Source organism: Mesorhizobium sp. M0478, assembly GCF_040321305.1.
In the GTDB taxonomy this organism is placed as follows: domain Bacteria; phylum Pseudomonadota; class Alphaproteobacteria; order Rhizobiales; family Rhizobiaceae; genus Mesorhizobium.
Map to the genome: position 1 here is coordinate 14,403 of NZ_JAMYRH010000001.1, position 18,404 is coordinate 32,806.

The following is an 18,404-nucleotide window of genomic DNA, read 5'->3' on the forward strand; positions in this document are numbered from 1 at the left end:
GATGCTCCAGGTCGCTCAGGCATCGCCCGGCACATGCTCGGGTCCGCGCCGGCGCCGATGCTCGATGAAGGCCCAGATATGCGGACCGGCGAGCCCGATGAAGGCAAGGATCAGCAGCACCAGCGACAGCTTGTGGGTGTAGAACACCGACCAGTCGCCGTTCGAGATCGTCATCGCCCGGCGGAACTGCGTTTCGGCAAGCGGCCCCAGGATCATGCCGATGATGACCGGCGCGGTCGGGAAATCGAAGCGCCGCATCAGGAAGCCGGCGGCCCCCAGGAGATAGAGGATGACGAGGTCGATCGGCGATTGCGAGATGCCGTAGGTGCCGACGGTGGCGAACACCAGGATGCCGGCATAGAGCTGCGGCGCCGGGATTTTCAACAGCCGTACCCACAGCCCGATCAGCGGCAGGTTGAGGACGACCAGGATGACGTTGGCGATGAACAGGCTGGCGATCAGGCCCCAGACCAGATCGGCCTGCGTCGTCAACAGCAGCGGTCCCGGATTGATGCCGTAGCTCTGGAAGGCCGACAGCATGATTGCGGCGGTCGCCGAGGTCGGCAGGCCAAGGGTGAGCATCGGCACCAGCACGCCGGCGGCAGACGCATTGTTGGCGGCTTCCGGTCCGGCAACGCCCTCGATGGCGCCGACCGTGCCGAACTCCTCCTTGTGCTTCGACAGCTTCTTTTCGATGGCGTAGGACAGGAAGGTCGGGATCTCGGCGCCGCCGGCAGGCATGGCGCCGATCGGGAAGCCGATGAAAGCGCCGCGCAGCCATGGCTTCCACGAGCGCCCCCATTCGGCCGCGGTCATGTAGAGCGAGCCCTTGAGCGGCACGATCTCGTCCTTGCCGGCATAGCGGCGCGAGGCCATGTAGAGCGTCTCGCCGACGGCAAACAGGCCGACCGCGGCAATGATGACATCGACGCCATCGAGCAGTTCGTTCATGCCGAAGGTGAAGCGCGGCTGTCCCGTCTGCAGGTCGACGCCAATCATGCCGATGACGAAGCCGATGAACAGGCTGGTGAGGCCGCGCACGGAGGACGAGCCGAGCACCGCCGACACCGTGATGAAGGCAAGCACCATCAGCGAGAAATATTCGGCCGGCCCGAAGGCGAGCGCGAACTTCACCACCACCGGGGCCAGGAAGGCGACGCCCATCGTGCCGATGGTGCCGGCGACGAAGGAGCCGATCGCCGAGGTCGCCAGTGCCGCGCCGCCGCGACCCGAGCGGGCCATCCTGTTGCCTTCCAGCGCGGTGACGATGGTGGCGCTTTCGCCCGGCGTGTTGAGCAGGATCGAGGTCGTCGAGCCGCCATACATGGCGCCGTAATAGACGCCGGCAAACAGGATGAAGGACGCCTCCGGCGCCACCTGGTAGGTGATCGGCAGCAGCAGCGCGATGGTCAGCGCCGGCCCGAGGCCGGGCAGCACGCCGATGGCCGTGCCGAGCGTGGTGCCGACCAGGCACCACAGCAGGTTCATCGGCGAGAAAGCGACGGAAAATCCGTGGGCGAGATGGCCGAGCGTCTCCATGGCGTCAGCCCCTCGCAGTGGCGATGATCGCGTCGATCACCGTGTTCAGCTGGTTTTCGATGAAGCCGGCGCCAATGTTGACGCCGAGCGCCCTGGCAAAGCCGAAATAGGCGGCAAGCGCCAGGATCAGGCCGGTCAGCGCATCGCGCAGCGTGTGCTTGCTGCCGAAGCCATAACAGACGAGCACGAACATGATGACCGAGGCGGCGGTGAAGCCGAGCGGCTGGATCAGCACCAGATTGGCGACCAGGCCGGCAACGACGATGCCCATGGCCTTCCAGTCGGTCGGCGTTTCCTTTTCCTCCTGCGGCTGCCAGCCGCCGCGCAGCGCGGCGACGATGAGCAGCAGCGAAAGCACGATCATGCCTGTCATGGTGATGTAGGGGAAGATGGTCGGCCCGACCTTGGAATAGAGCGGCGAAACCGGGATCGCCAGGGTCTGCCACGCCACGGCCGCGGCACAGGCGAGAAGCCCGATGCCGATCAACAATTCGGGCATGGCAAGGCGCGGGGGCGCCGGCTGCTGGTCGCTGGTGCTCATCGATGTCCTCCCGAGATGGCCGGCATCCTCCCGCCGGCCGCATCCGCAGTTTCACTCCCAGCGCATGATATGTCCATGCCGCAGGCTAATGTCGGAAGGGGCGGCCGTGGCCGCCCCTGAAGACATCAGGCGAGGCCGAGATCCTTGAGGATCGCGGTGATGCGGGCGGTGTCGTCGACGAGGAATTTCGCATAATCGTCGCCGGTCAGAAGGATGGGGGTCCAGTTGCGGTTCTTGCATTCGGCTGCCCAGGCATCGCTCTTGGCCATGGTCTCGATCATCGTGACCATCGCCGCCTTGTCGGCGTCGGAGACGCCTGGCGGTGCGAATACGCCGCGCCAGTTGAACAGTTCGACGTCGATGCCGGCTTCCTTCATCGTCGGTGCGTCGATGCCGTCCTGGCGCTTGTCGGCGGAGATCGCCAACAGCCGAAGCGCGCCCGCCTTGACCTGCTCGGAGAACTCGCCGAAGCCGGAAATGCCGGCCGCCACCTGGTTGCCGAGCAGCGCCGACAGCGCCTCGCCGCCGCCGGCGAAAGGCACATAGGAGAGGTTGGTTGCCGGAACGCCGACCGTCTTGGCGATCAGCCCGAACAGGATGTGGTCGGAGCCACCGGCCGAGCCGCCGGCCACCGGAACCTTGGTCGGATCCGCTTTGAGCGCGGCGACGAAATCGCCGGCCGTCTTGAACGGCGAATCCGCCGGCACCACCAGCGCCTCGAACTCGCCGGTGAGGCGAGCGATGGGCGTCACTTCGGAGAGGTTGTTGGCCGATTTGTTGGCGATGATGGCGCCGACCATGACCATGCCGGCCACCATCAGCGAATTGCCCTTGCCCTTCCACTGGCTGATGAACTGCGGCAGGCCGACAGTACCGCCGGCGCCGCCGACATTGGTGATCTGCGAGCCGGAGATCAGTTTTTCACTGCGCAGCACCTGGTCGATGGTGCGCCCCGTCTGGTCCCAGCCGCCGCCGGGCGCGGCCGGCACGAAGATCTGGATCTGCGGTGCATCCTGACCGAGGGCGGGCGTCAAATGCGTTGCAACGAATCCGGCAGCGCCTGCGGCCGCGGTGCTCATCAAAAATCTGCGTCTGTTCAGCATGGGATTCCTCCAAATCACGACACCTCCTCCGGTGCCTGCCAGAAACGTAGCCTGAAAACAGACCCGCTCGGCAAAAATTCATGCCGATTTCGGTACGTTCTGTCAACAGGAACGCTGTTCTACTAGACAGAACCATGGATGTGCGGCACAATCGCTTCGGCCGGCCTTTGTCCGAGCAGGTAAACTGGAATGAAACTGTTCGTGAGATGACCGAAGCGCGATCCCAGCCGTTGCCGGCCGATGGTGTTGCCGCGCTCGACCGCGCGATCGCCATTCTCGACGCGTTCGCGACCGCCGACCGCTCGCTCAGCCTGGCCGAGATCGCGGCGCGCACCGGGCTCTACAAAAGCACCATTTTGAGGCTGGCGAACTCATTGCTGCGCGGGCAGTTGCTGGAGCGGCTCGACGATGGCCGCTACCGCATCGGACCCGCCACCTTTCGGCTTGGCGCGCTTTACCAGCGCTCGGTCGTGGCGGTCGACATCCTGCTGCCGATCATGCGTGATCTTGCCGAACGCAGTTGGGAAAGCGTGGCGTTCTATGTCCGCTCGGGCGACGCCCGCACCTGTCTCTACCGCGTCGAATCCAAGCATCCTATCCGCTACACGATCCGGGAAGGCGACCTGCTGCCGTTGCTCACCGGCTCGGGCGGCCGCGTGCTGGCAGCGTTTTCAGGCCAGCCGGGCGAACCATACGAGACCATCCGCAACGCCTGCCACTATCTGTCGATCGGCGACCGCGACCCTGAGACGGCGGGCGTCTCGGTGCCGGTGTTCGGACCGGGCCGCGTTCTGCTCGGCGCCTTGACGCTCGCCGGCCCGTCGACACGCGTCGATACGGCGTTCCTGCGCCGCATGACACCGGACCTGCTGGAGGCCGCCGCTCGCGCCACCCGCGCCTTCGGCGAGGATGCCTCGATGCTGGAGCAGGCAGCGCGCCTAGCCGGCGCTGAAACCGTGATCGGCCTCAGTTCGCCTTGACCAGCACCACACGGCGGTTCTTGGCGCGGCCGGTTTCGCCGTCATTGCTGGCGACGGGCGCCATCATGCCGGCGCCGGCGGCGGTCAGCCGGCCGCCATCGATGCCGTATTTCGAGACCAGCGCCGCCTTCACCGACTGCGCCCGCCGCGACGACAGATCGATATTGTAGTCGAAGGCGCCCTGGTTGTCGGTATGACCGACGACGATCACCGCCATACCGGGCTCGTTGGTCAGAAGCGTCGAGATCTCCTTCAGCGTCGGTTCCGATTCCGGCTTGATGTCGGCCTTGTCGGTGTCGAAGAAGATGCCGTAGAGCGAGATGGAGCCGGTGGCCGACAGCGAATCCGCCATCTTGGCCGCTTCGACCACCACCATCTTCTTGTCGCGCGCCTTGGGCTCCAGCACCTGAACGACGGCGATGGTGCGGCCGTTGAGTTCCTTGCAGTAGAGGTCGTCGATCAGCGAATAGGCCTGAACAGTGACATAGGCGTCGCCGCCATCCTGCGGCACCTTGGCAGCGAAGAAGCGCTGGTCGTTGATACCGGTGGTTACCGCACAGGCGCCATTGGAAAAGGCCGCGTCCTTGACGTCGCTTTCATGGAAGAAATACATCATCAGGCTCATGTCGCCGCCGCCACCGCTCGACGACCGGTCGGCGGCGCCGCCGCACTCTTCCTTCTTGCATTCGAACAGGACTTCGCCGCCGGCGGCCGCGATCACATCCTGGTAGTTGCGCAGCACTTCGAGCGGGGAGCGCTCGGCCGGCAGCACATAGGCGATGCGGGTCAGCGCGCCTTCGACCTCGGCCTTCATGTCCGGCGCGAACACACGGTTGTTCATCGTGTCACGGGCATCCGGATCGGCGCTCGGCTTCAGCGGCGACAGCGGCACTGTAAAATCGGTATAGGCGAATTTTTCGTAGGAGACGATGAACGACCCCTCATAGCGCTTGGCCAGATGATTGTCGGCACCGCCCTCGATGTCGGCGGTAGGCACCGTCGCATCGGCGCCCGCCAGTTGCACGGCCGCCAGGAGCAGCAGCCCCGCCCAGAAAAGCTTCAGAAATATCGCATTGATCGCACGCATGGTCGGCTCCCCCAAAGAGCAATTCCAGGAAAAGTGTGAGCGGTTTTCCCACAGGAATTGCGTAGCTAGATTAGAATAGCCAACCCTAGCAGAACGTGGAAATTGCGTCGATGAAGCGCTTCACACCCGCCGTTCGAGCAGGATCGTCGGCCCATCGTGATAAGTGGTTTCCAGGACCTTGGTGTAGCCGCACTTTGCCGCGACGTTCAACGAGCCGGTGTTTTCCGGATCGATGATGCAGACGGTTCTCGCGCCGGCAAAGGTTTCGTCGCCCCAGGCCAGGGCCCTTCTGACGACTTCGCTGGCAAGACCCTTGCCATGCGCTTGCGGCGCCAGCGCCCAGCCGGCTTCCGGAATGCCCTCGAGCGACGGCTCGATGTCGCGCTTCAGATCGTGGAATCCGGCCTCGCCGATGAAGCGACCGCTGGCCTTGTCCTCGACCGCCCAGAAGCCGTAGCCAAGCAGCGACCACAGGCCGGCATGCCGCAGGAACCGCATCCAGCTTTCCTCCCGCGTCCGCGGCTTGCCGCCGATGAAACGGGTGGTGACGGGGTCGGCCCACATGACAGCATAGTTGTCGAAGTCTTCGATCCGGTGCGCCCGCATGATGGTCCGTTCCGTTTCGAGAACCGGGACGCCGGCTGTTTTTGGACTGCCCATGAAACTCTGCCTCCGTTGACGGTCAGCGCTTAGCAAACCAGCGCGCCCGGACAAGGGCCAAGCCGGATCATCATTCAGCCAGGGAAGCTTCCGAACGGCCTGGCGCGACCAGGCGGTCGAAGCGAACAGCGTCGGCTTACTTTCAGCCGTGCCAGACCATCTTCATGTAGAGCCCACCGCGCCGCAATTCGTCCAGCATCTGGTCGAGCCGCTTCTGCCTGGTGTCGCTGCGTTTGGCGCGGGCGACCCAGCCGAGATAATCGTTCTTCTGGTAGTCCGGCCGCGCCTCGTAGGCCGCTGTCAGTCCTTTTTCGGTCAGGGCGATGCGGATGTCGTCCGGCATCGGGTACAGGGCGCGCTTCAGTCCGGTCATTTCAGAAAACCCCAGCTGTCAGGATGGCGACGCCGATGGTCCAACCCAGATCCGCCTCTGGGAATTCTGCCGAACGATGCTACCTTTCGCAACCGGTCCGGCAAGGGCCGGTCTCGATACCGCCAATGGGAGGAGAACGCCATGGACACCACCGATCTCGTGCTTGCCATTTTCCATCATCTGCTGGTGTTCTCGCTGGCCGGCATCATTGGCGCCGAATTTGTCCTGATCCGCGGCGACCTCTCCGCCGCCACGCTGAAGCGGCTTGCCGGCATCGACCGCCACTACGGCATCCTCGCGATGTCGATCATCATCGTCGGCATCGGCCGCGTCGTCTACGGCCTGAAGGGCTGGGAGTTCTATGTCTACAACTGGGTGTTTTGGACCAAGATGGCGGCATTCGGCATCGTTGGCCTGCTGTCGATCATCCCGACCATCCGCTTCATCTCCTGGAACCGGCAAGCCAGTGCAAATCCCGGCTTTCAGGTGCCGGTTGCGGAACTCGCCTCGGTGAAGACCTATGTGCGCGCCGAAGCCTTCATCTTCCTGCTGATCCCGATCTTCGCGGCGGCGATGGCGCGCGGCTACGATTATTGAAGCAACGCCAACACCAAACCCATCTCCTCCGGGCATACTCCCCACTGATCGCCATGGTTGCGCACGACTGTATTTTGCAGTTTGCGTCAGGCGACAATCTGTTAGCTTGCCTTTGTTGCACCCTCGCTGCCTGACCTGCACAGCGATCGGAGATTGATATCCTGGGAGGAGAATTACGATGAGGAAAATTGTAGCCGCCCTGGCCGCCGCCGCGGCCGTCACGCTTTATTCGTTCACCGCCAGCGCACAGACCTATCCCGAGCGCACCATCACCGTCGTCGTGCCGTTTGCGGCCGGCGGTCCGACCGACACGGTTACGCGGCTCGTCGCCGAAGCCATGTCGAAGGATCTCGGCCAGCAGATCATCGTCGAAAATGTCGGCGGCGCCGGCGGCACGCTGGGCGCCGGCCGCGTCGCCAACGCCGACCCGGATGGCTACACGCTGCTCCTCCATCACATCGGCATGGCGACCAGCGCGACCCTCTACAGAAAACTCGCCTACGACACGCTGAACGCCTTCGAGTATGTCGGCCTCGTCACCGAGGTGCCGATGGCCATCGTCGCCCGCAAGGACCTGGAGCCGGCCGACCTGAAAGGGCTGGTCGAATACGCCAAGACCAACAAGGACACCATCACCGTCGCCAATGCCGGCATCGGCGCTGCCTCGCATCTGTGCGGCATGCTGTTCATGAGCGCCATCGGCACGCCGCTGGTCACCGTGCCCTACAAGGGCACCGGTCCGGCCATGACCGACCTTCTCGGCGGCCAGGTCGACATTATGTGCGACCAGACCACCAACACCACCAAGCAGATCCAGGGCGGCACGATCAAGGCCTATGCCGTCACCACGCCGGAGCGCCTCGACGTGCTGAAGGACGTGCCGACGACCATCGAAGCCGGCCTGCCCGCGGTGCAGGTCGGCATCTGGCACGGCCTCTATGCGCCGAAGGGCACGCCGGCCGAGATCACCGGCCGACTGTCGAAATCGCTCCAGGTCGCGCTGAAGGACCCCAACGTCATCGCCCGCTTCGCCGAACTCGGCACCAAGCCGTCGTCCGAGGCCGACGCGACGCCGGCAGCGCTGAAGGCCAAGCTGGAAGGCGAGATCATGCGCTGGAAGCCGATCATCGAAGCCGCCGGCCAATACGCCGACTGAGGCTTGAACGGGGCGCTGCCGGCGCCCCGTTTTCGCTTCGACGTCCGTTTTCACATTTGCAACGGCAAGCCCGTTGCAAGGGTCAGGGGAGGACCGCCATGAAACCTTTCGCCATCGACAGGGCAAACGGCCTGTGCGCCGCGCTGTTCATCTTTTTCGGCGCCTTTTTCGCGATACAATCGCTCGGCCTCGAAATCGGCACCGCCTTCCGCATGGGACCGGGCTATTTCCCGCTGGTGCTGGCGATCGTGCTGATCGTGCTCGGCGCCATCATCCTCGTCCAGGCGGTGCGCGTCGAGGGCGAGCCGATCGGCCCCATTGCGTGGCGCGGCATGCTGTTTATCCTGCCGGCGCCGATCTTTTTCGGCATGACCGTGCGCGGCCTCGGCTTCGTCCCGTCGATCTTCCTGACGGCGTTGATCGCCTCTTTTGCCAGCGCCCGCATGAAGCCGCTGACGGCACTTCTGCTGTCGGCCGGCCTGACGCTGTTTTCGGTGCTGGTCTTCAGCTACGCGCTCGGGCTGCCATTCCAGCGCTTCGGCCCCTGGTTGCCCCAATGGCTGGCATTGTGAGGCGCTGAGATGGACCTCCTCAGGAACCTCGAACTCGGCTTTTCGACGGCCACCACGCCGGCCAATCTGGGTTTTTGCCTCATCGGCGTTCTGCTCGGCACGCTGATCGGCGTCCTGCCCGGCATCGGCGCCACCGCAACCATCGCCATGCTGCTGCCGATCACCTTCCAGATCGGCGACCCGGTCTCGTCCCTCATCATGCTGGCCGGCATCTACTACGGCGCCCAGTATGGCGGTTCGACCACCGCCATTCTCATCAACATGCCCGGCGAATCCTCCTCGGCCGTGACCGCCATCGACGGCTACCAGATGGCCAGGAACGGTCGCGCCGGGGCGGCTCTGGCGATCGCCGCGATCGGCTCGTTCTTCGCCGGCACGGTGTCGACCTTTCTCGTCGCCGTCTTTGCCCCGCCGCTGACGGCAATAGCCCTGCAATTCGGCGCGGCCGAATATTTTTCGCTGATGATCGTCGGCCTCGTCTCGTCCATCGCGCTCGCCCACGGCTCGATCGTCAAGGCGCTGGCGATGGTCGTGCTCGGCCTGCTGCTCGGCATTGTCGGCACCGACATCTACACCGGCACGCCGCGCTTCACGCTCGGCATCCGCGAATATGCCGACGGGCTGAACTTCGTCGCGGTGGCGGTCGGCGTCTTCGGCGTTGCCGAGATCCTGCGCAATCTCGAAAACGAGCACGAGCGCTCGGTGATGATCAAAAAGGTCTCCGGCCTGATGCCGACCCGCGACGACTTCAAGGCGATGGCCGCGCCCATCGTGCGCGGCACGATCATCGGTTCGGCGCTCGGCATCCTGCCCGGCGGCGGCGCGGTGCTTGCGGCCTTTGCCTCCTACACGGTCGAAAAGCGCGTGTCGAAACACCCGGAGGAGTTCGGCAAGGGCGCCATCGCCGGCGTCGCCGGACCGGAATCGGCCAACAATGCCGGCGCCCAGACCTCCTTCATTCCGATGCTGACGCTGGGCATTCCGGCCAATCCGGTCATGGCGCTGATGATCGGCGCCATGATCATCCAGGGCATCGTGCCCGGCCCCAATGTCGCGATCGAGCAGCCGGCGCTGTTCTGGGGCATCATCGCCTCGATGTGGATCGGCAATCTGATGCTGATCGTGCTGAACCTGCCGCTGATCGGGCTGTGGGTGAAGCTGCTGACGATCCCCTATTATGTGCTCTTCCCGATCATCATGGCGTTCTGCTCGATCGGCGTTTACAGCGTCAACACCAACGCCTTCGATCTCTACGCAGTCGCCTTCTTCGGCCTGCTCGGCTACATCCTGACCAAGCTGCGCTGCGAACCCGCACCCCTGCTGCTCGGCTTCGTGCTCGGCCCGCTGCTCGAGGAAAACCTGCGCCGCGCCATGATCCTGTCGCGCGGCGACCCCTCGACCTTCGTGACGCGGCCGATCAGCGCCGGCCTGCTGCTCGTCGCACTGGCCGTGCTCGTCGTCGTCTTCCTGCCGTCGGTCAAGAAGAAGCGCGAAGAGGTGTTCGTGGAGGAAAGCTAGTTGTCGGGACGCCGGGCGCCGCGATTTCCACGAGCGGCGCCGGCACGTCTGTCGTCTTCACCTCGGCCTTGCAGAGATCGGCGATGACGCAGGCCGGGCAATCGGGCTTGCGCGCCTTGCAGACATAGCGGCCATGCAGGATCAGCCAGTGATGCGCATGGCGCATATACTCGTCCGGGATGATCCGCAGCAGCCCTTGCTCGACCTGTTCGGGCGTCTTGCCTGGCGCCAGGCCGAGGCGGTTGCCGATGCGGAAAATATGGGTGTCGACCGCCATCGTGTGCTGGCCGAACGCCATGTTGAGCACGACATTGGCGGTCTTGCGCCCGACCCCCGGCAGCTTGACCAACTCATCGCGCTCGCTGGGCACCTCGCCGCCGTAATCGCGTATCAGCGCCTCCGAGAGCGCCACGACATTCTTGGCCTTGTTGCGCCAGAGTCCGATGGTGCGGATGTACTCGCCGACCCTGGCTCCGCCCAGCGCCAGCATCTTTTCAGGTGTGTCGGCGACCTTGAACAACGCCCGCGTCGCCTTGTTGACGCCGGCATCGGTCGCCTGCGCCGACAGCACCACGGCCACCAGCAGCGTGAAGGCGTTGACGTGCTCGAGCTCGCCCTTCGGCTCGGGCCGCTGCACCGAAAACCGCCGGAAGATCTCATGCACCTCGGCGGCGCTGTAGAGCGAACGGAGCCGCACCGGCCGCGGTCGCGGCTTGGCATTCGAGCCGTCGCACCGCCCGGGCGGCAGTTCACTTTTGGATAGGGAAAGATTTTTGGACTTGGGGCTGGCCATTCCCTTCCTATAATATCCTGGGATGAGCGACACAAACGCCTCGTTTCAGGCCGACGAGCCATTCTTCCAGGCGCTGCTGACACCGCACCGCTCGCTGGGCCGCACCGGCTTTGCCGTGCTGATGGGCGCGCTGCTGTTCGGCTGGGTGGTGACCGGGGCGTTTTTCCTGTCGCGCGGCGCCTGGCCGGTGTTCGGCTTCTTCGGCCTCGACGTCATCGCCGTCTACGTCGCCTTCCGCGCCAACTATCGCGCCGCCCGTGCCCGCGAGGAAGTGTCGGTGTCGCGCACCAGCCTCGACATCCGCAAGACGGCGCCCTCGGGAAAGTCGGAAGCGCATCGCTTCAACCCGTTCTGGGCGCGCTTTTCCGTCGCTCGCCATGCCGAGATCGGCATCACCAGGATGACGGTGGAAGCACAAGGACAGAATGTGCCGATCGGATCATTCCTGGACCCAGACTCCCGCGAGAGTTTTGCTGTGGCCTTTTCGCGGGCACTGACAAAAGCCAGGACGCGCTAGAGCCGCCGCATTAGAACCGGTAGCGTAAAATCCTGCCGACCTTGCGCAATGCGGGAATGTGTCTCCACAGTCCGATGAACAGTTTCGCGGACCAGCCCATGTGCGCGGTGCGTTCGGCGCTGTAGGCCGAGATGTCATCGACAAAGCGCAGCTTCGGAACGGCACGCTCCAGTACCTGCGGGTCGTCGATCGCCCAGTGAACCTCGGCGCCCGTCGCCCTGATGGTCGGATTGAGGCGCAGCATCTTCAGGCCGAAGTGGCTGTAGGCGTCGAACATCAGCTCGCCGCCGGCAAGATGCGCGACAAGGCGGGACAGCAGCCGTGGCCCCTCCTCTACCGGGAGATAAGGCGTCAACCCCTCCATCACCACGACGGCCGGACGATTGCGCGGCACTTCTGCCAGCCAGTCTGGGTCGGTTACCGAAGAGCCGACGAGGTGGTAGTGGTCCCGGGACGGGTAAAGCTTGCGCCGGAGCGCGATGACATCCGGAAAATCGACATCGAACCACTCCACGCCTTCGGGTGGATCGACACGGAAAATGCGCGTATCGAGCCCGCAGCCGAGATGCAGCACGATGGCGCCGGGATTTCTGGCGATGAAGTCCTGAACGCGGACATCATACGTCTTGGCCCGGATCGCCAGGCCGATGCCGAGATTGGTGTCGACCTTGAGGCGCGAGAAATCATAGTCGATCTTGCGCACGGCCTCGTCGGCGAAGCGATCCCCGAGCAGCGAATGCGGCAGCCGGCTTTCCAGTGCCTTGCCATAAAGCGTCATCAGCAAGGTTTCCCTTGCTCCGCTCAGATTCACCCTTTCGCCGGCCATTGGCATCTCCCGGGGCGCAATCCAGTATTTATCTGGTAACAGGCGGCAACAAGGCAAGTTTCGGGTGGTTGCAAGGGGCGGAAAGACCGATATTCGCGGTCAAGGAGATATTGCCATGAACGCCCAGATGACCATGAATACGCAGATGAAACCGACAGCGATCCTGCAGCACGACATCACCCCCGAGGGCAGCGACTACGAGGTCGTGCGCCGCGCCATCGAGAAGATCAGCCTCGACTATCGCGACCAGCCCTCGCTGGAAGCCCTGGCAGCCGATGTCGGCGAGACACCCACGGGCCTGCAAAAGCTGTTCACCCGCTGGGCCGGCCTGTCGCCAAAAGCCTTCCTGCAGGCGGTCACCCTCGACCATGCCCGCAAACTGCTCGATTCCGGCATGCCGCTCCTCGAAACATCGTTCGAACTCGGCATGTCCGGCCCCGGCCGGCTGCACGATTTGTTCGTCACCCACGAGGCGATGTCGCCGGGCGACTACAAGACGCGCGGCGCTGGCCTGACCATCCGCTACGGCTACCACATCTCGCCCTTCGGCATCGCCCTGATCATGGTCACCGACCGTGGCCTTGCGGGGCTCGCCTTCAACGATCCGGGCGGCGAGCGGGCGGCGTTCGCCGACATGTCGGGCCGCTGGCCGAACGCCACCTATGTCGAGGACATGAGCGCCACCCAGCCCTATGCGGCGCGCATCTTCGATCCGACATTGTGGCGCGCCGACCAGCCGCTGCGCGTGGTGATGATCGGCTCCGACTTCCAGCTGCGCGTCTGGGACGCGCTGCTCAGGATCCCGATGGGCAAGGCCTGCACTTATTCCTCGATCGCCTCCAGGATCGGCGCGCCAAACGCCAGCCGGGCGGTGGGGGCGGCGGTCGGCGCCAACCCATTGTCATTCGTCGTCCCTTGCCATCGGGCGCTGGGCAAGTCCGGCGCACTCACCGGCTACCACTGGGGCCTGACCCGCAAACGCGCCATCCTCGGTTGGGAAGCGGGCCAGACCGCGTCCTGAAGCTGCCCGCATCAAACAACACCGGCGAAATCCCTTCGCCGGTGTTGTTCTTTTTGCGAGCTCCCGGCGCAAAACATCCGCACGCTCTGGCAAGCCGCCGGCTTACAGGTTAGCTTCCCGCGCATTCCGCAGGAGGCTTTCTTGATCATCGTTGTCGGCTCGATCAACCTCGACCTTATCGCCAATGTCGACCGCCTGCCTTCGCCGGGCGAGACGGTCCGCGGCTCCGGCTTCGCCACCGCGCCCGGCGGCAAGGGCGCCAACCAGGCGCTGGCTGCGGCGCGCGCCGGCGCCAAGGTGCGCATGGTCGGCGCCGTCGGCAAGGACAATTTCGCAACCGAAGCCCTGGCTTTGCTCGTGGCCGGCAAGGTCGATCTATCCGGCGTCGGCCAGAGCTTCGCCTCCACCGGCACGGCGCTGATCCTCGTCGGCGCCGATGGCGAGAATGTCATTGCCGTGGTGCCGGGCGCCAATGATTCGGTGCTGCCCGGCGATCTCGCCAAGGCTTTCCTTGCGAAGGGCGACGTCGTCCTGCTGCAGCACGAGATCCCGTTGCAGACTGTCGATGCAGCGCTCGACGCCGCACGCGCCGCCGCCGCGGTCACCGTGCTCAACACCGCGCCGTTCCGTAGCGAGGCGGCAGCGTTGCTCGGCAAGGCCGACTACGCCGTCGCCAACGAAACCGAATTCGACCTTTACGGCGAGGCGCTGTCGCTGAAAGGCCGCGACCGCCCGGCGCGCATGCGCGACTTCGCCCGCAAGACCGGCCGCACCATCGTCGTCACGCTCGGCGGCGACGGCGTGCTGGCGGCGACCCCGGAGGATTTCCTGACCGTGCCGGCGCTGAAGATCACGCCGGTCGACACCGTCGGGGCCGGCGATACTTTTTGCGGTTATCTCGCCGCCGGGCTGGCGTCCAACCTGCCGCTGGAGCAGGCTCTCACCCGCGCCGCAGCCGCCGGCTCGCTCGCCTGCCTGAAGCCCGGCGCCCAGCCGGCCATCCCGCTGGCCGCGGATGTGGACACCGCCCTGCGCAACAACGCCGGATGACAGCCCTGCGCCCCGCAACGAAGCACGCCGTGCCCCCCGCCGGCGACATCTGCCGGATGTCCGCTGTCGACCTGGCCGAGGCGATCCGGCTGCGCCGCCTGTCCGTGCGCGAGTTGGTCGCCGCATTCCTTGACCGCATCGACGCGGTAAACCCGCTGGTCAATGCCATCGTCTCGTTGCGCGAGCGCTCCGACATCCTGCGCGAGGCCGACGCGGCGGACGCGCATCTAGCGCAAGGCGGGCCGGCCGGCTCGCTGTTTGGCCTGCCGATGGCGATAAAAGACCTCGCCATGACGCGCGGCTTGAGGACCAGTTTCGGCTCGCCGATCTTCGCCGATTTCGTGCCGCAGGAGGATGATTTCTTCGTCGAGCGCATCCGCAAGGCCGGCGGCATCATCATCGGCAAGACCAACGTTCCCGAATTCGGGCTGGGATCCAACACCTACAACAACGTGTTCGGCCCGACGCTGAACGCCTTCGATCCGGCGCTCACCGCAGGCGGGTCGAGCGGCGGCGCTGCGGTCGCCCTTGCGCTCGACATGGTTCCGGTCGCCGACGGCAGCGATTTCGGCGGCTCGCTGCGCAATCCGGCGGCGTGGAACAATGTCTATGGCTTCCGCCCGTCGCAGGGCCTTGTCCCCGGAGGGCCGGACCTGGAAGTCTTTCATGCTCAGATGGGCATAGACGGGCCGATGGGCCGCAGCATCAGCGACATGGCGCTGCTGCTCGACGTGCAGGCGGGCTACCATCCGCATGCGCCCTTGTCCTGGGAAAAGCCTGGTTCATTCCTCGAAGGGCTGGCAACGCCGGCAAGCGGCGGCCGCGTCGGCTGGCTCGGTGATCTCGGCGGTCACCTGCCGGTAGAGCCTGGCATCCTCGATCTGTGCGAGGCCGCACTCGGCCGCTTCGCGGAGGCATCCTTCCTGACCGAGCCCTTGCTGCCGGATTTCGATTTCGAGGCACTGTGGCAAGCCTTCGTGACGCTGCGGCAGGCGAGCAGCGGCTCGGCGCTGAAAGTCCATTATGACGACCCGCACAAGCGCGCCCTGCTGAAGCCGGAAGCCGTCTGGGAGGTGGAGAACGCCATGCGGCTGACGGCGCCGCAGATCCGCGCGGCCTCGGTCATCCGCACCTCCTGGCACCGGACGCTGCTGTCGCTGTTCGAGCACTTCGATCTCATCGCGCTGCCGACGGCGCAGGTCTTTCCTTTCGAAGTCGGCACGCATTGGCCAAGTGAGGTCGCCGGACGGACGATGGACAGCTACCATCGCTGGATGCAGGTTTCGGCCTTCGCCACGCTCGGCGGCTGTCCGGCGCTCAACGTGCCCGTCGGCTTCGACGACAAAGGCCGCCCCTTGGGCATGCAGCTGATCGGCCGGCCGCGCGGCGACCTCGCCGTGCTCAGGGCCGGAGCGGCCTATGAGGCGACCCTGCCTTGGCAGGTGGGGGCGTCCTGACGCGAGGGGCGGCACGGTCTGCGACCGGCTTGCACCAGCCCCGCCGCCATGCATTGATTGCAGCCAGCCGCCTAAGCGCATCCTCGAGGAAGTCCCCATGTCGCTGGAACTCTACGCCGCCTATGTCCTTGCCTGCATCGTCATCATCCTGGTGCCCGGTCCGACTGTCACGCTGATCATCGCCAACAGCATCCGCCATGGCTACCGCGCCGGCCTTGCCAATGTCGCCGGCACGCAGGCTGGGCTCGCCGTGATGATCGCCATTGTCGGCATCGGCCTCAACACGCTGATATCGGGCATGGGCCACTGGTTCGAATGGGTACGCCTGATCGGCGCCGCCTATCTGATCTGGATGGGGGTGCAGATGTTCCGTTCCAAGGGCGCGCTGAATGCCGACGGCACCGCGAGAAAGCCGCGCGGCGGCTTCTTCCTGCAGGGCCTGCTCGTGGCGCTGAGCAACCCCAAGACCCTGGTGTTCTTCGGCGCCTTCTTCCCGCAATTCATCGCCCCGCAGGGCAATTACACCCTGCAGATCGTCGTCATGGGCCTTACCGCCATGATCTTTGCCGCCGTCTCGGACTCGACCTACGCGCTCGCCGCCAGCCGCGCCGGCCGCCTGCTCTCGGCCAGCCGCATCAAGCTGATGTCCAGGATCAGCGGCAGCTTTCTGGTCGGCGGCGGCCTGTGGCTGGCGTTTTCCAAGGCGAAGTGACGACCGCCAACGGTCGTTCCCAACGGAGCCGGTACGTGAAGGCTGATTGAAAGTCAGTCTTCACGCCACCACATGAATCGGCGTGGGGGGATTCACGTCGATGTCATGGACTTACGCTGGCATAAAAAGGGACACGCCCGGCGTGATCCTGATCGTCGTCCTGTTTGCGGTGATGGTTCCTTCGGCTCTCTACAAATGGACGAATGATGCGAGCCCCATCCGGTCGGTCGAGCCAATCGACGCAACGGTCAAAAGTACCCATTCAGACAACGGCCGCACGCTTTATCTGGTTGCACTCGAAACCGGTTCGTCCATTCTTGTCGAAGACGACCTCCCGCATCTGATCGGCGCGCCGGCAAGATTGGAGCGCGTCACGCGCGAGAATGGATCGACCTTCTACAGGTTCGCAAATTGAACTACCGCCGGTCACGATACCAATGAAACGCAGCGTCCTTGCTGTCAGGTGATACGCATTGGCCAAGGCTCGGCATTCCCTTGCCTGGATGACCCTGCAGGAGAACCTCAGGGGCATCCTCATCACCATCCTCGTCGTGGGCGTTTGCGCCCTTGCAATTGGCATCCCGATTGCGAGGCAAAGCAGCCCCATCGTCAATGTCGAACGCCTGACCGGTACAGTGGTCAACGTTCTCAACGCTCCTGCAAGTCCCGAGGTCGCGATCGGCAGCGGGTTCCGTTACTTGTATGGAATTCGCCTCGATGAAAATGACGGCCTGGTGTTTGCATATGACAACACGACAGTGCCGAGAGCCATTGGCTCCAAGGTTTCGATCGAGCGGCAGCGTCGCCGCAACGATACCGAAACATACCGCCTGCTTCGCGAATAAGTGCACAGGTATCGCCCAGAAGCGCTAAGCCCCTGGGCGAACGATCTGTATCAAGGCAGGCTTAAAGCCGAGCCAACCGCTCCACCAGCAGCGCAAAGAACGCGTCATGGTCGATGTCGCGCATCACCATGGCGTTCTTCGGCCGCTTGGTCACGCCCCACCAGTCGATCACGGTCATGCCCATGGTGAGTTCGGAGGCGGTTTCGACGGTGACGTTGCAGTTGCGGCCCTTGAACAGCTCCGGCTTCAACAGATAGGCGATGACGCAGGGGTCGTGCAGCGGGCCGCCATCGGTGCCGTATTTCTCCTCGTCGAAGCGCTCGAAGAACTCCAGCATCTCGGCCGTCGCGGTGCCGACCCGGGTGCCGAGCTGGCGGATGGCCTGCGTGCGCTTGGCCGTGGTCAGCGCCTTGTGGGTAACGTCGAGCGGCATCATGACGATCGGAATGCCGGATTTGAACACCAGGTCGGCGGCTTGCGGATCGACATAGATGTTGAATTCTGCGGTCGGCGTGACATTGCCGCCTTCGAAGAAACCGCCGCCCATCAGTACGATTTCCTTGATGCGCGGCGCGATCTTCGGCTCACGGATCAGCGCCAGCGCGACATTGGTGAGCGGGCCGAGCGCGCACAGCGTGATCGTGCCGGCCTCTTCCTTCATCAGCGTCTCGACGATGAAGTCGACCGCATACTGGCCCTGCAGCTTCATCTTCGGATCGGGCAGTTGCGGGCCGTTGAGGCCGGTCTTGCCATGCACTTCCTCGGCGGTGACCAGCTCGCGCGCCAACGGGCGGATGGCGCCTGCATAGACCTTGATGTCGGGCCGGCCGGCCAGTTCGCAGATTTTCCTGGCGTTCTTTTCGGTCAATTTCAGCGGCACGTTGCCGGCAACAGCAGAGATGCCGACGATCTCCAGCTCGGCGCTGCCGAGCGCCAGCAATATGGCGACGGCATCGTCCTGGCCGGGATCCGTGTCGATGATGATCTTGCGGGTCTGGGGCATTTCATTTCCTTATGCGGGGGAGTCTTTTTGGCGGGGGTGTTCGGCGGCTTGAAC

Annotated in this window: 21 protein-coding genes; 12 read left to right on the plus strand and 9 right to left on the minus strand. The window is 64.6% G+C overall.

Translation table 11 applies throughout. The features are described 5' to 3' along the window. Nucleotides 1–15: 15 nt before the first annotated feature. From NKI64_RS00065 to NKI64_RS00075, 3 genes are all read right to left on the minus strand, one after another. Nucleotides 16–1,539, minus strand: coding sequence for a tripartite tricarboxylate transporter permease (locus NKI64_RS00065; RefSeq protein WP_352666119.1), 1,524 nt, complete (start codon nt 1,537–1,539; stop codon nt 16–18). 4 nt (nt 1,540–1,543) lie between these two features. After that, on the minus strand, nt 1,544–2,080 hold the full coding sequence (locus tag NKI64_RS00070; RefSeq protein ID WP_023726471.1) for a tripartite tricarboxylate transporter TctB family protein: 537 nt from the start codon (nt 2,078–2,080) through the stop codon (nt 1,544–1,546). A gap of 125 nt (nt 2,081–2,205) precedes the next feature. Next, nucleotides 2,206–3,183: a Bug family tripartite tricarboxylate transporter substrate binding protein gene (locus NKI64_RS00075; RefSeq protein ID WP_023726470.1), complete on the minus strand. Its 978-nt coding sequence runs from the start codon at nt 3,181–3,183 to the stop codon at nt 2,206–2,208. Between the two features lie 206 nt (nt 3,184–3,389). On the opposite strand from NKI64_RS00075, the gene NKI64_RS00080 reads away from it, so the two are divergent. After that, nucleotides 3,390–4,163 (plus strand): IclR family transcriptional regulator, encoded by a 774-nt coding sequence (locus NKI64_RS00080; protein WP_023686553.1) that lies wholly within the window; start codon nt 3,390–3,392, stop codon nt 4,161–4,163. Here NKI64_RS00080 and NKI64_RS00085 read toward each other — a convergent pair. The 3 genes from NKI64_RS00085 to NKI64_RS00095 form a co-directional block, all read right to left on the minus strand. Further along, on the minus strand, nt 4,150–5,250 hold the full coding sequence (locus tag NKI64_RS00085) for an OmpA family protein (RefSeq protein WP_031251331.1): 1,101 nt from the start codon (nt 5,248–5,250) through the stop codon (nt 4,150–4,152). The two genes, NKI64_RS00080 and NKI64_RS00085, sit on opposite strands and share 14 nt — an antisense overlap. Nucleotides 5,251–5,370: 120 nt before the next feature. Beyond that, entirely contained in the window at nt 5,371–5,910 is a 540-nt protein-coding gene (locus NKI64_RS00090; protein WP_023726468.1) for a GNAT family N-acetyltransferase, read from the minus strand. A gap of 142 nt (nt 5,911–6,052) precedes the next feature. Beyond that, a complete protein-coding gene (locus NKI64_RS00095; protein ID WP_023669726.1) occupies nt 6,053–6,283 on the minus strand; it encodes a YdeI/OmpD-associated family protein in 231 nt (76 codons plus the stop codon). Nucleotides 6,284–6,424: 141 nt separating this feature from the next. On the opposite strand from NKI64_RS00095, the gene NKI64_RS00100 reads away from it, so the two are divergent. From NKI64_RS00100 to NKI64_RS00115, 4 genes are all read left to right on the plus strand, one after another. Further along, nucleotides 6,425–6,880, plus strand: a complete 456-nt coding sequence (locus NKI64_RS00100) for a DUF2214 family protein (protein ID WP_023669727.1) — start codon at nt 6,425–6,427, stop codon at nt 6,878–6,880. 178 nt (nt 6,881–7,058) lie between these two features. Continuing rightward, a complete protein-coding gene (locus tag NKI64_RS00105) occupies nt 7,059–8,036 on the plus strand; it encodes a tripartite tricarboxylate transporter substrate-binding protein (protein ID WP_023683081.1) in 978 nt (325 codons plus the stop codon). A gap of 98 nt (nt 8,037–8,134) precedes the next feature. Further along, nucleotides 8,135–8,608, plus strand: coding sequence for a tripartite tricarboxylate transporter TctB family protein (locus tag NKI64_RS00110; protein ID WP_023683080.1), 474 nt, complete (start codon nt 8,135–8,137; stop codon nt 8,606–8,608). 9 nt (nt 8,609–8,617) lie between these two features. Further along, nucleotides 8,618–10,126, plus strand: coding sequence for a tripartite tricarboxylate transporter permease (locus NKI64_RS00115; protein WP_023683079.1), 1,509 nt, complete (start codon nt 8,618–8,620; stop codon nt 10,124–10,126). Here the strand turns inward: NKI64_RS00115 and nth are convergent. Continuing rightward, entirely contained in the window at nt 10,086–10,919 is an 834-nt protein-coding gene (gene nth, locus NKI64_RS00120) for an endonuclease III (protein WP_023700092.1), read from the minus strand. The two genes, NKI64_RS00115 and nth, sit on opposite strands and share 41 nt — an antisense overlap. Before the next feature lie 22 nt (nt 10,920–10,941). On the opposite strand from nth, the gene NKI64_RS00125 reads away from it, so the two are divergent. Next, the gene (locus tag NKI64_RS00125) at nt 10,942–11,436 is read left to right on the plus strand and encodes a DUF2244 domain-containing protein (RefSeq protein WP_023700093.1); all 495 of its coding nucleotides are present in this window, start codon (nt 10,942–10,944) and stop codon (nt 11,434–11,436) included. A 10-nt stretch (nt 11,437–11,446) separates the two neighbouring features. On the opposite strand, the gene NKI64_RS00130 is transcribed toward NKI64_RS00125, so the two are convergent. Further along, nucleotides 11,447–12,262: a class I SAM-dependent methyltransferase gene (locus NKI64_RS00130; protein WP_023683077.1), complete on the minus strand. Its 816-nt coding sequence runs from the start codon at nt 12,260–12,262 to the stop codon at nt 11,447–11,449. Between the two features lie 115 nt (nt 12,263–12,377). Between NKI64_RS00130 and NKI64_RS00135 the strand changes: the two genes are divergently transcribed. The 6 genes from NKI64_RS00135 (at nt 12,378) to NKI64_RS00160 (ending at nt 17,347) form a co-directional block, all read left to right on the plus strand. After that, nucleotides 12,378–13,283, plus strand: a complete 906-nt coding sequence (locus tag NKI64_RS00135) for a methylated-DNA--[protein]-cysteine S-methyltransferase (RefSeq protein WP_023669734.1) — start codon at nt 12,378–12,380, stop codon at nt 13,281–13,283. A gap of 141 nt (nt 13,284–13,424) precedes the next feature. After that, a complete protein-coding gene (locus NKI64_RS00140; RefSeq protein ID WP_023740841.1) occupies nt 13,425–14,333 on the plus strand; it encodes a ribokinase in 909 nt (302 codons plus the stop codon). Then, complete coding sequence (locus NKI64_RS00145) at nt 14,330–15,790, plus strand: amidase (RefSeq protein ID WP_031196903.1); 1,461 nt, start codon at nt 14,330–14,332, stop codon at nt 15,788–15,790. Before NKI64_RS00140 ends, NKI64_RS00145 begins: the two co-directional genes overlap by 4 nt. A 97-nt stretch (nt 15,791–15,887) precedes the next feature. Beyond that, complete coding sequence (locus tag NKI64_RS00150) at nt 15,888–16,502, plus strand: LysE family translocator (RefSeq protein WP_023669737.1); 615 nt, start codon at nt 15,888–15,890, stop codon at nt 16,500–16,502. Nucleotides 16,503–16,644: 142 nt separating this feature from the next. Then, entirely contained in the window at nt 16,645–16,917 is a 273-nt protein-coding gene (locus NKI64_RS00155) for a hypothetical protein (protein WP_023712342.1), read from the plus strand. A 58-nt stretch (nt 16,918–16,975) separates the two neighbouring features. Continuing rightward, the gene (locus tag NKI64_RS00160) at nt 16,976–17,347 is read left to right on the plus strand and encodes a hypothetical protein (protein ID WP_023712341.1); all 372 of its coding nucleotides are present in this window, start codon (nt 16,976–16,978) and stop codon (nt 17,345–17,347) included. A 61-nt stretch (nt 17,348–17,408) separates the two neighbouring features. Here the strand turns inward: NKI64_RS00160 and NKI64_RS00165 are convergent, their stop codons facing one another. Next, entirely contained in the window at nt 17,409–18,350 is a 942-nt protein-coding gene (locus NKI64_RS00165) for a nucleoside hydrolase (RefSeq protein WP_023669740.1), read from the minus strand. Between the last annotated feature and the right edge of the window lie 54 nt (nt 18,351–18,404).

Bases quoted from the DNA above. Each gene is read 5' to 3' on its own strand.
- NKI64_RS00130 (WP_023683077.1), bottom strand. From the start codon at position 12,262: ATGGCCGGCGAAAGGGTGAATCTGAGCGGAGCAAGGGAAACCTTGCTG.
- NKI64_RS00135 (WP_023669734.1), top strand. From the start codon at position 12,378: ATGAACGCCCAGATGACCATGAATACGCAGATGAAACCGACAGCGATC.
- NKI64_RS00085 (WP_031251331.1), bottom strand. From the start codon at position 5,250: ATGCGTGCGATCAATGCGATATTTCTGAAGCTTTTCTGGGCGGGGCTG.
- NKI64_RS00150 (WP_023669737.1), top strand. From the start codon at position 15,888: ATGTCGCTGGAACTCTACGCCGCCTATGTCCTTGCCTGCATCGTCATC.
- NKI64_RS00065 (WP_352666119.1), bottom strand. From the start codon at position 1,539: ATGGAGACGCTCGGCCATCTCGCCCACGGATTTTCCGTCGCTTTCTCG.
- NKI64_RS00165 (WP_023669740.1), bottom strand. From the start codon at position 18,350: ATGCCCCAGACCCGCAAGATCATCATCGACACGGATCCCGGCCAGGAC.
- NKI64_RS00070 (WP_023726471.1), bottom strand. From the start codon at position 2,080: ATGAGCACCAGCGACCAGCAGCCGGCGCCCCCGCGCCTTGCCATGCCC.
- NKI64_RS00090 (WP_023726468.1), bottom strand. From the start codon at position 5,910: ATGGGCAGTCCAAAAACAGCCGGCGTCCCGGTTCTCGAAACGGAACGG.
- NKI64_RS00110 (WP_023683080.1), top strand. From the start codon at position 8,135: ATGAAACCTTTCGCCATCGACAGGGCAAACGGCCTGTGCGCCGCGCTG.
- NKI64_RS00080 (WP_023686553.1), top strand. From the start codon at position 3,390: ATGACCGAAGCGCGATCCCAGCCGTTGCCGGCCGATGGTGTTGCCGCG.
- NKI64_RS00125 (WP_023700093.1), top strand. From the start codon at position 10,942: ATGAGCGACACAAACGCCTCGTTTCAGGCCGACGAGCCATTCTTCCAG.
- NKI64_RS00105 (WP_023683081.1), top strand. From the start codon at position 7,059: ATGAGGAAAATTGTAGCCGCCCTGGCCGCCGCCGCGGCCGTCACGCTT.
- NKI64_RS00115 (WP_023683079.1), top strand. From the start codon at position 8,618: ATGGACCTCCTCAGGAACCTCGAACTCGGCTTTTCGACGGCCACCACG.
- NKI64_RS00145 (WP_031196903.1), top strand. From the start codon at position 14,330: ATGACAGCCCTGCGCCCCGCAACGAAGCACGCCGTGCCCCCCGCCGGC.
- NKI64_RS00095 (WP_023669726.1), bottom strand. From the start codon at position 6,283: ATGACCGGACTGAAGCGCGCCCTGTACCCGATGCCGGACGACATCCGC.
- NKI64_RS00075 (WP_023726470.1), bottom strand. From the start codon at position 3,183: ATGCTGAACAGACGCAGATTTTTGATGAGCACCGCGGCCGCAGGCGCT.
- nth (WP_023700092.1), bottom strand. From the start codon at position 10,919: ATGGCCAGCCCCAAGTCCAAAAATCTTTCCCTATCCAAAAGTGAACTG.
- NKI64_RS00100 (WP_023669727.1), top strand. From the start codon at position 6,425: ATGGACACCACCGATCTCGTGCTTGCCATTTTCCATCATCTGCTGGTG.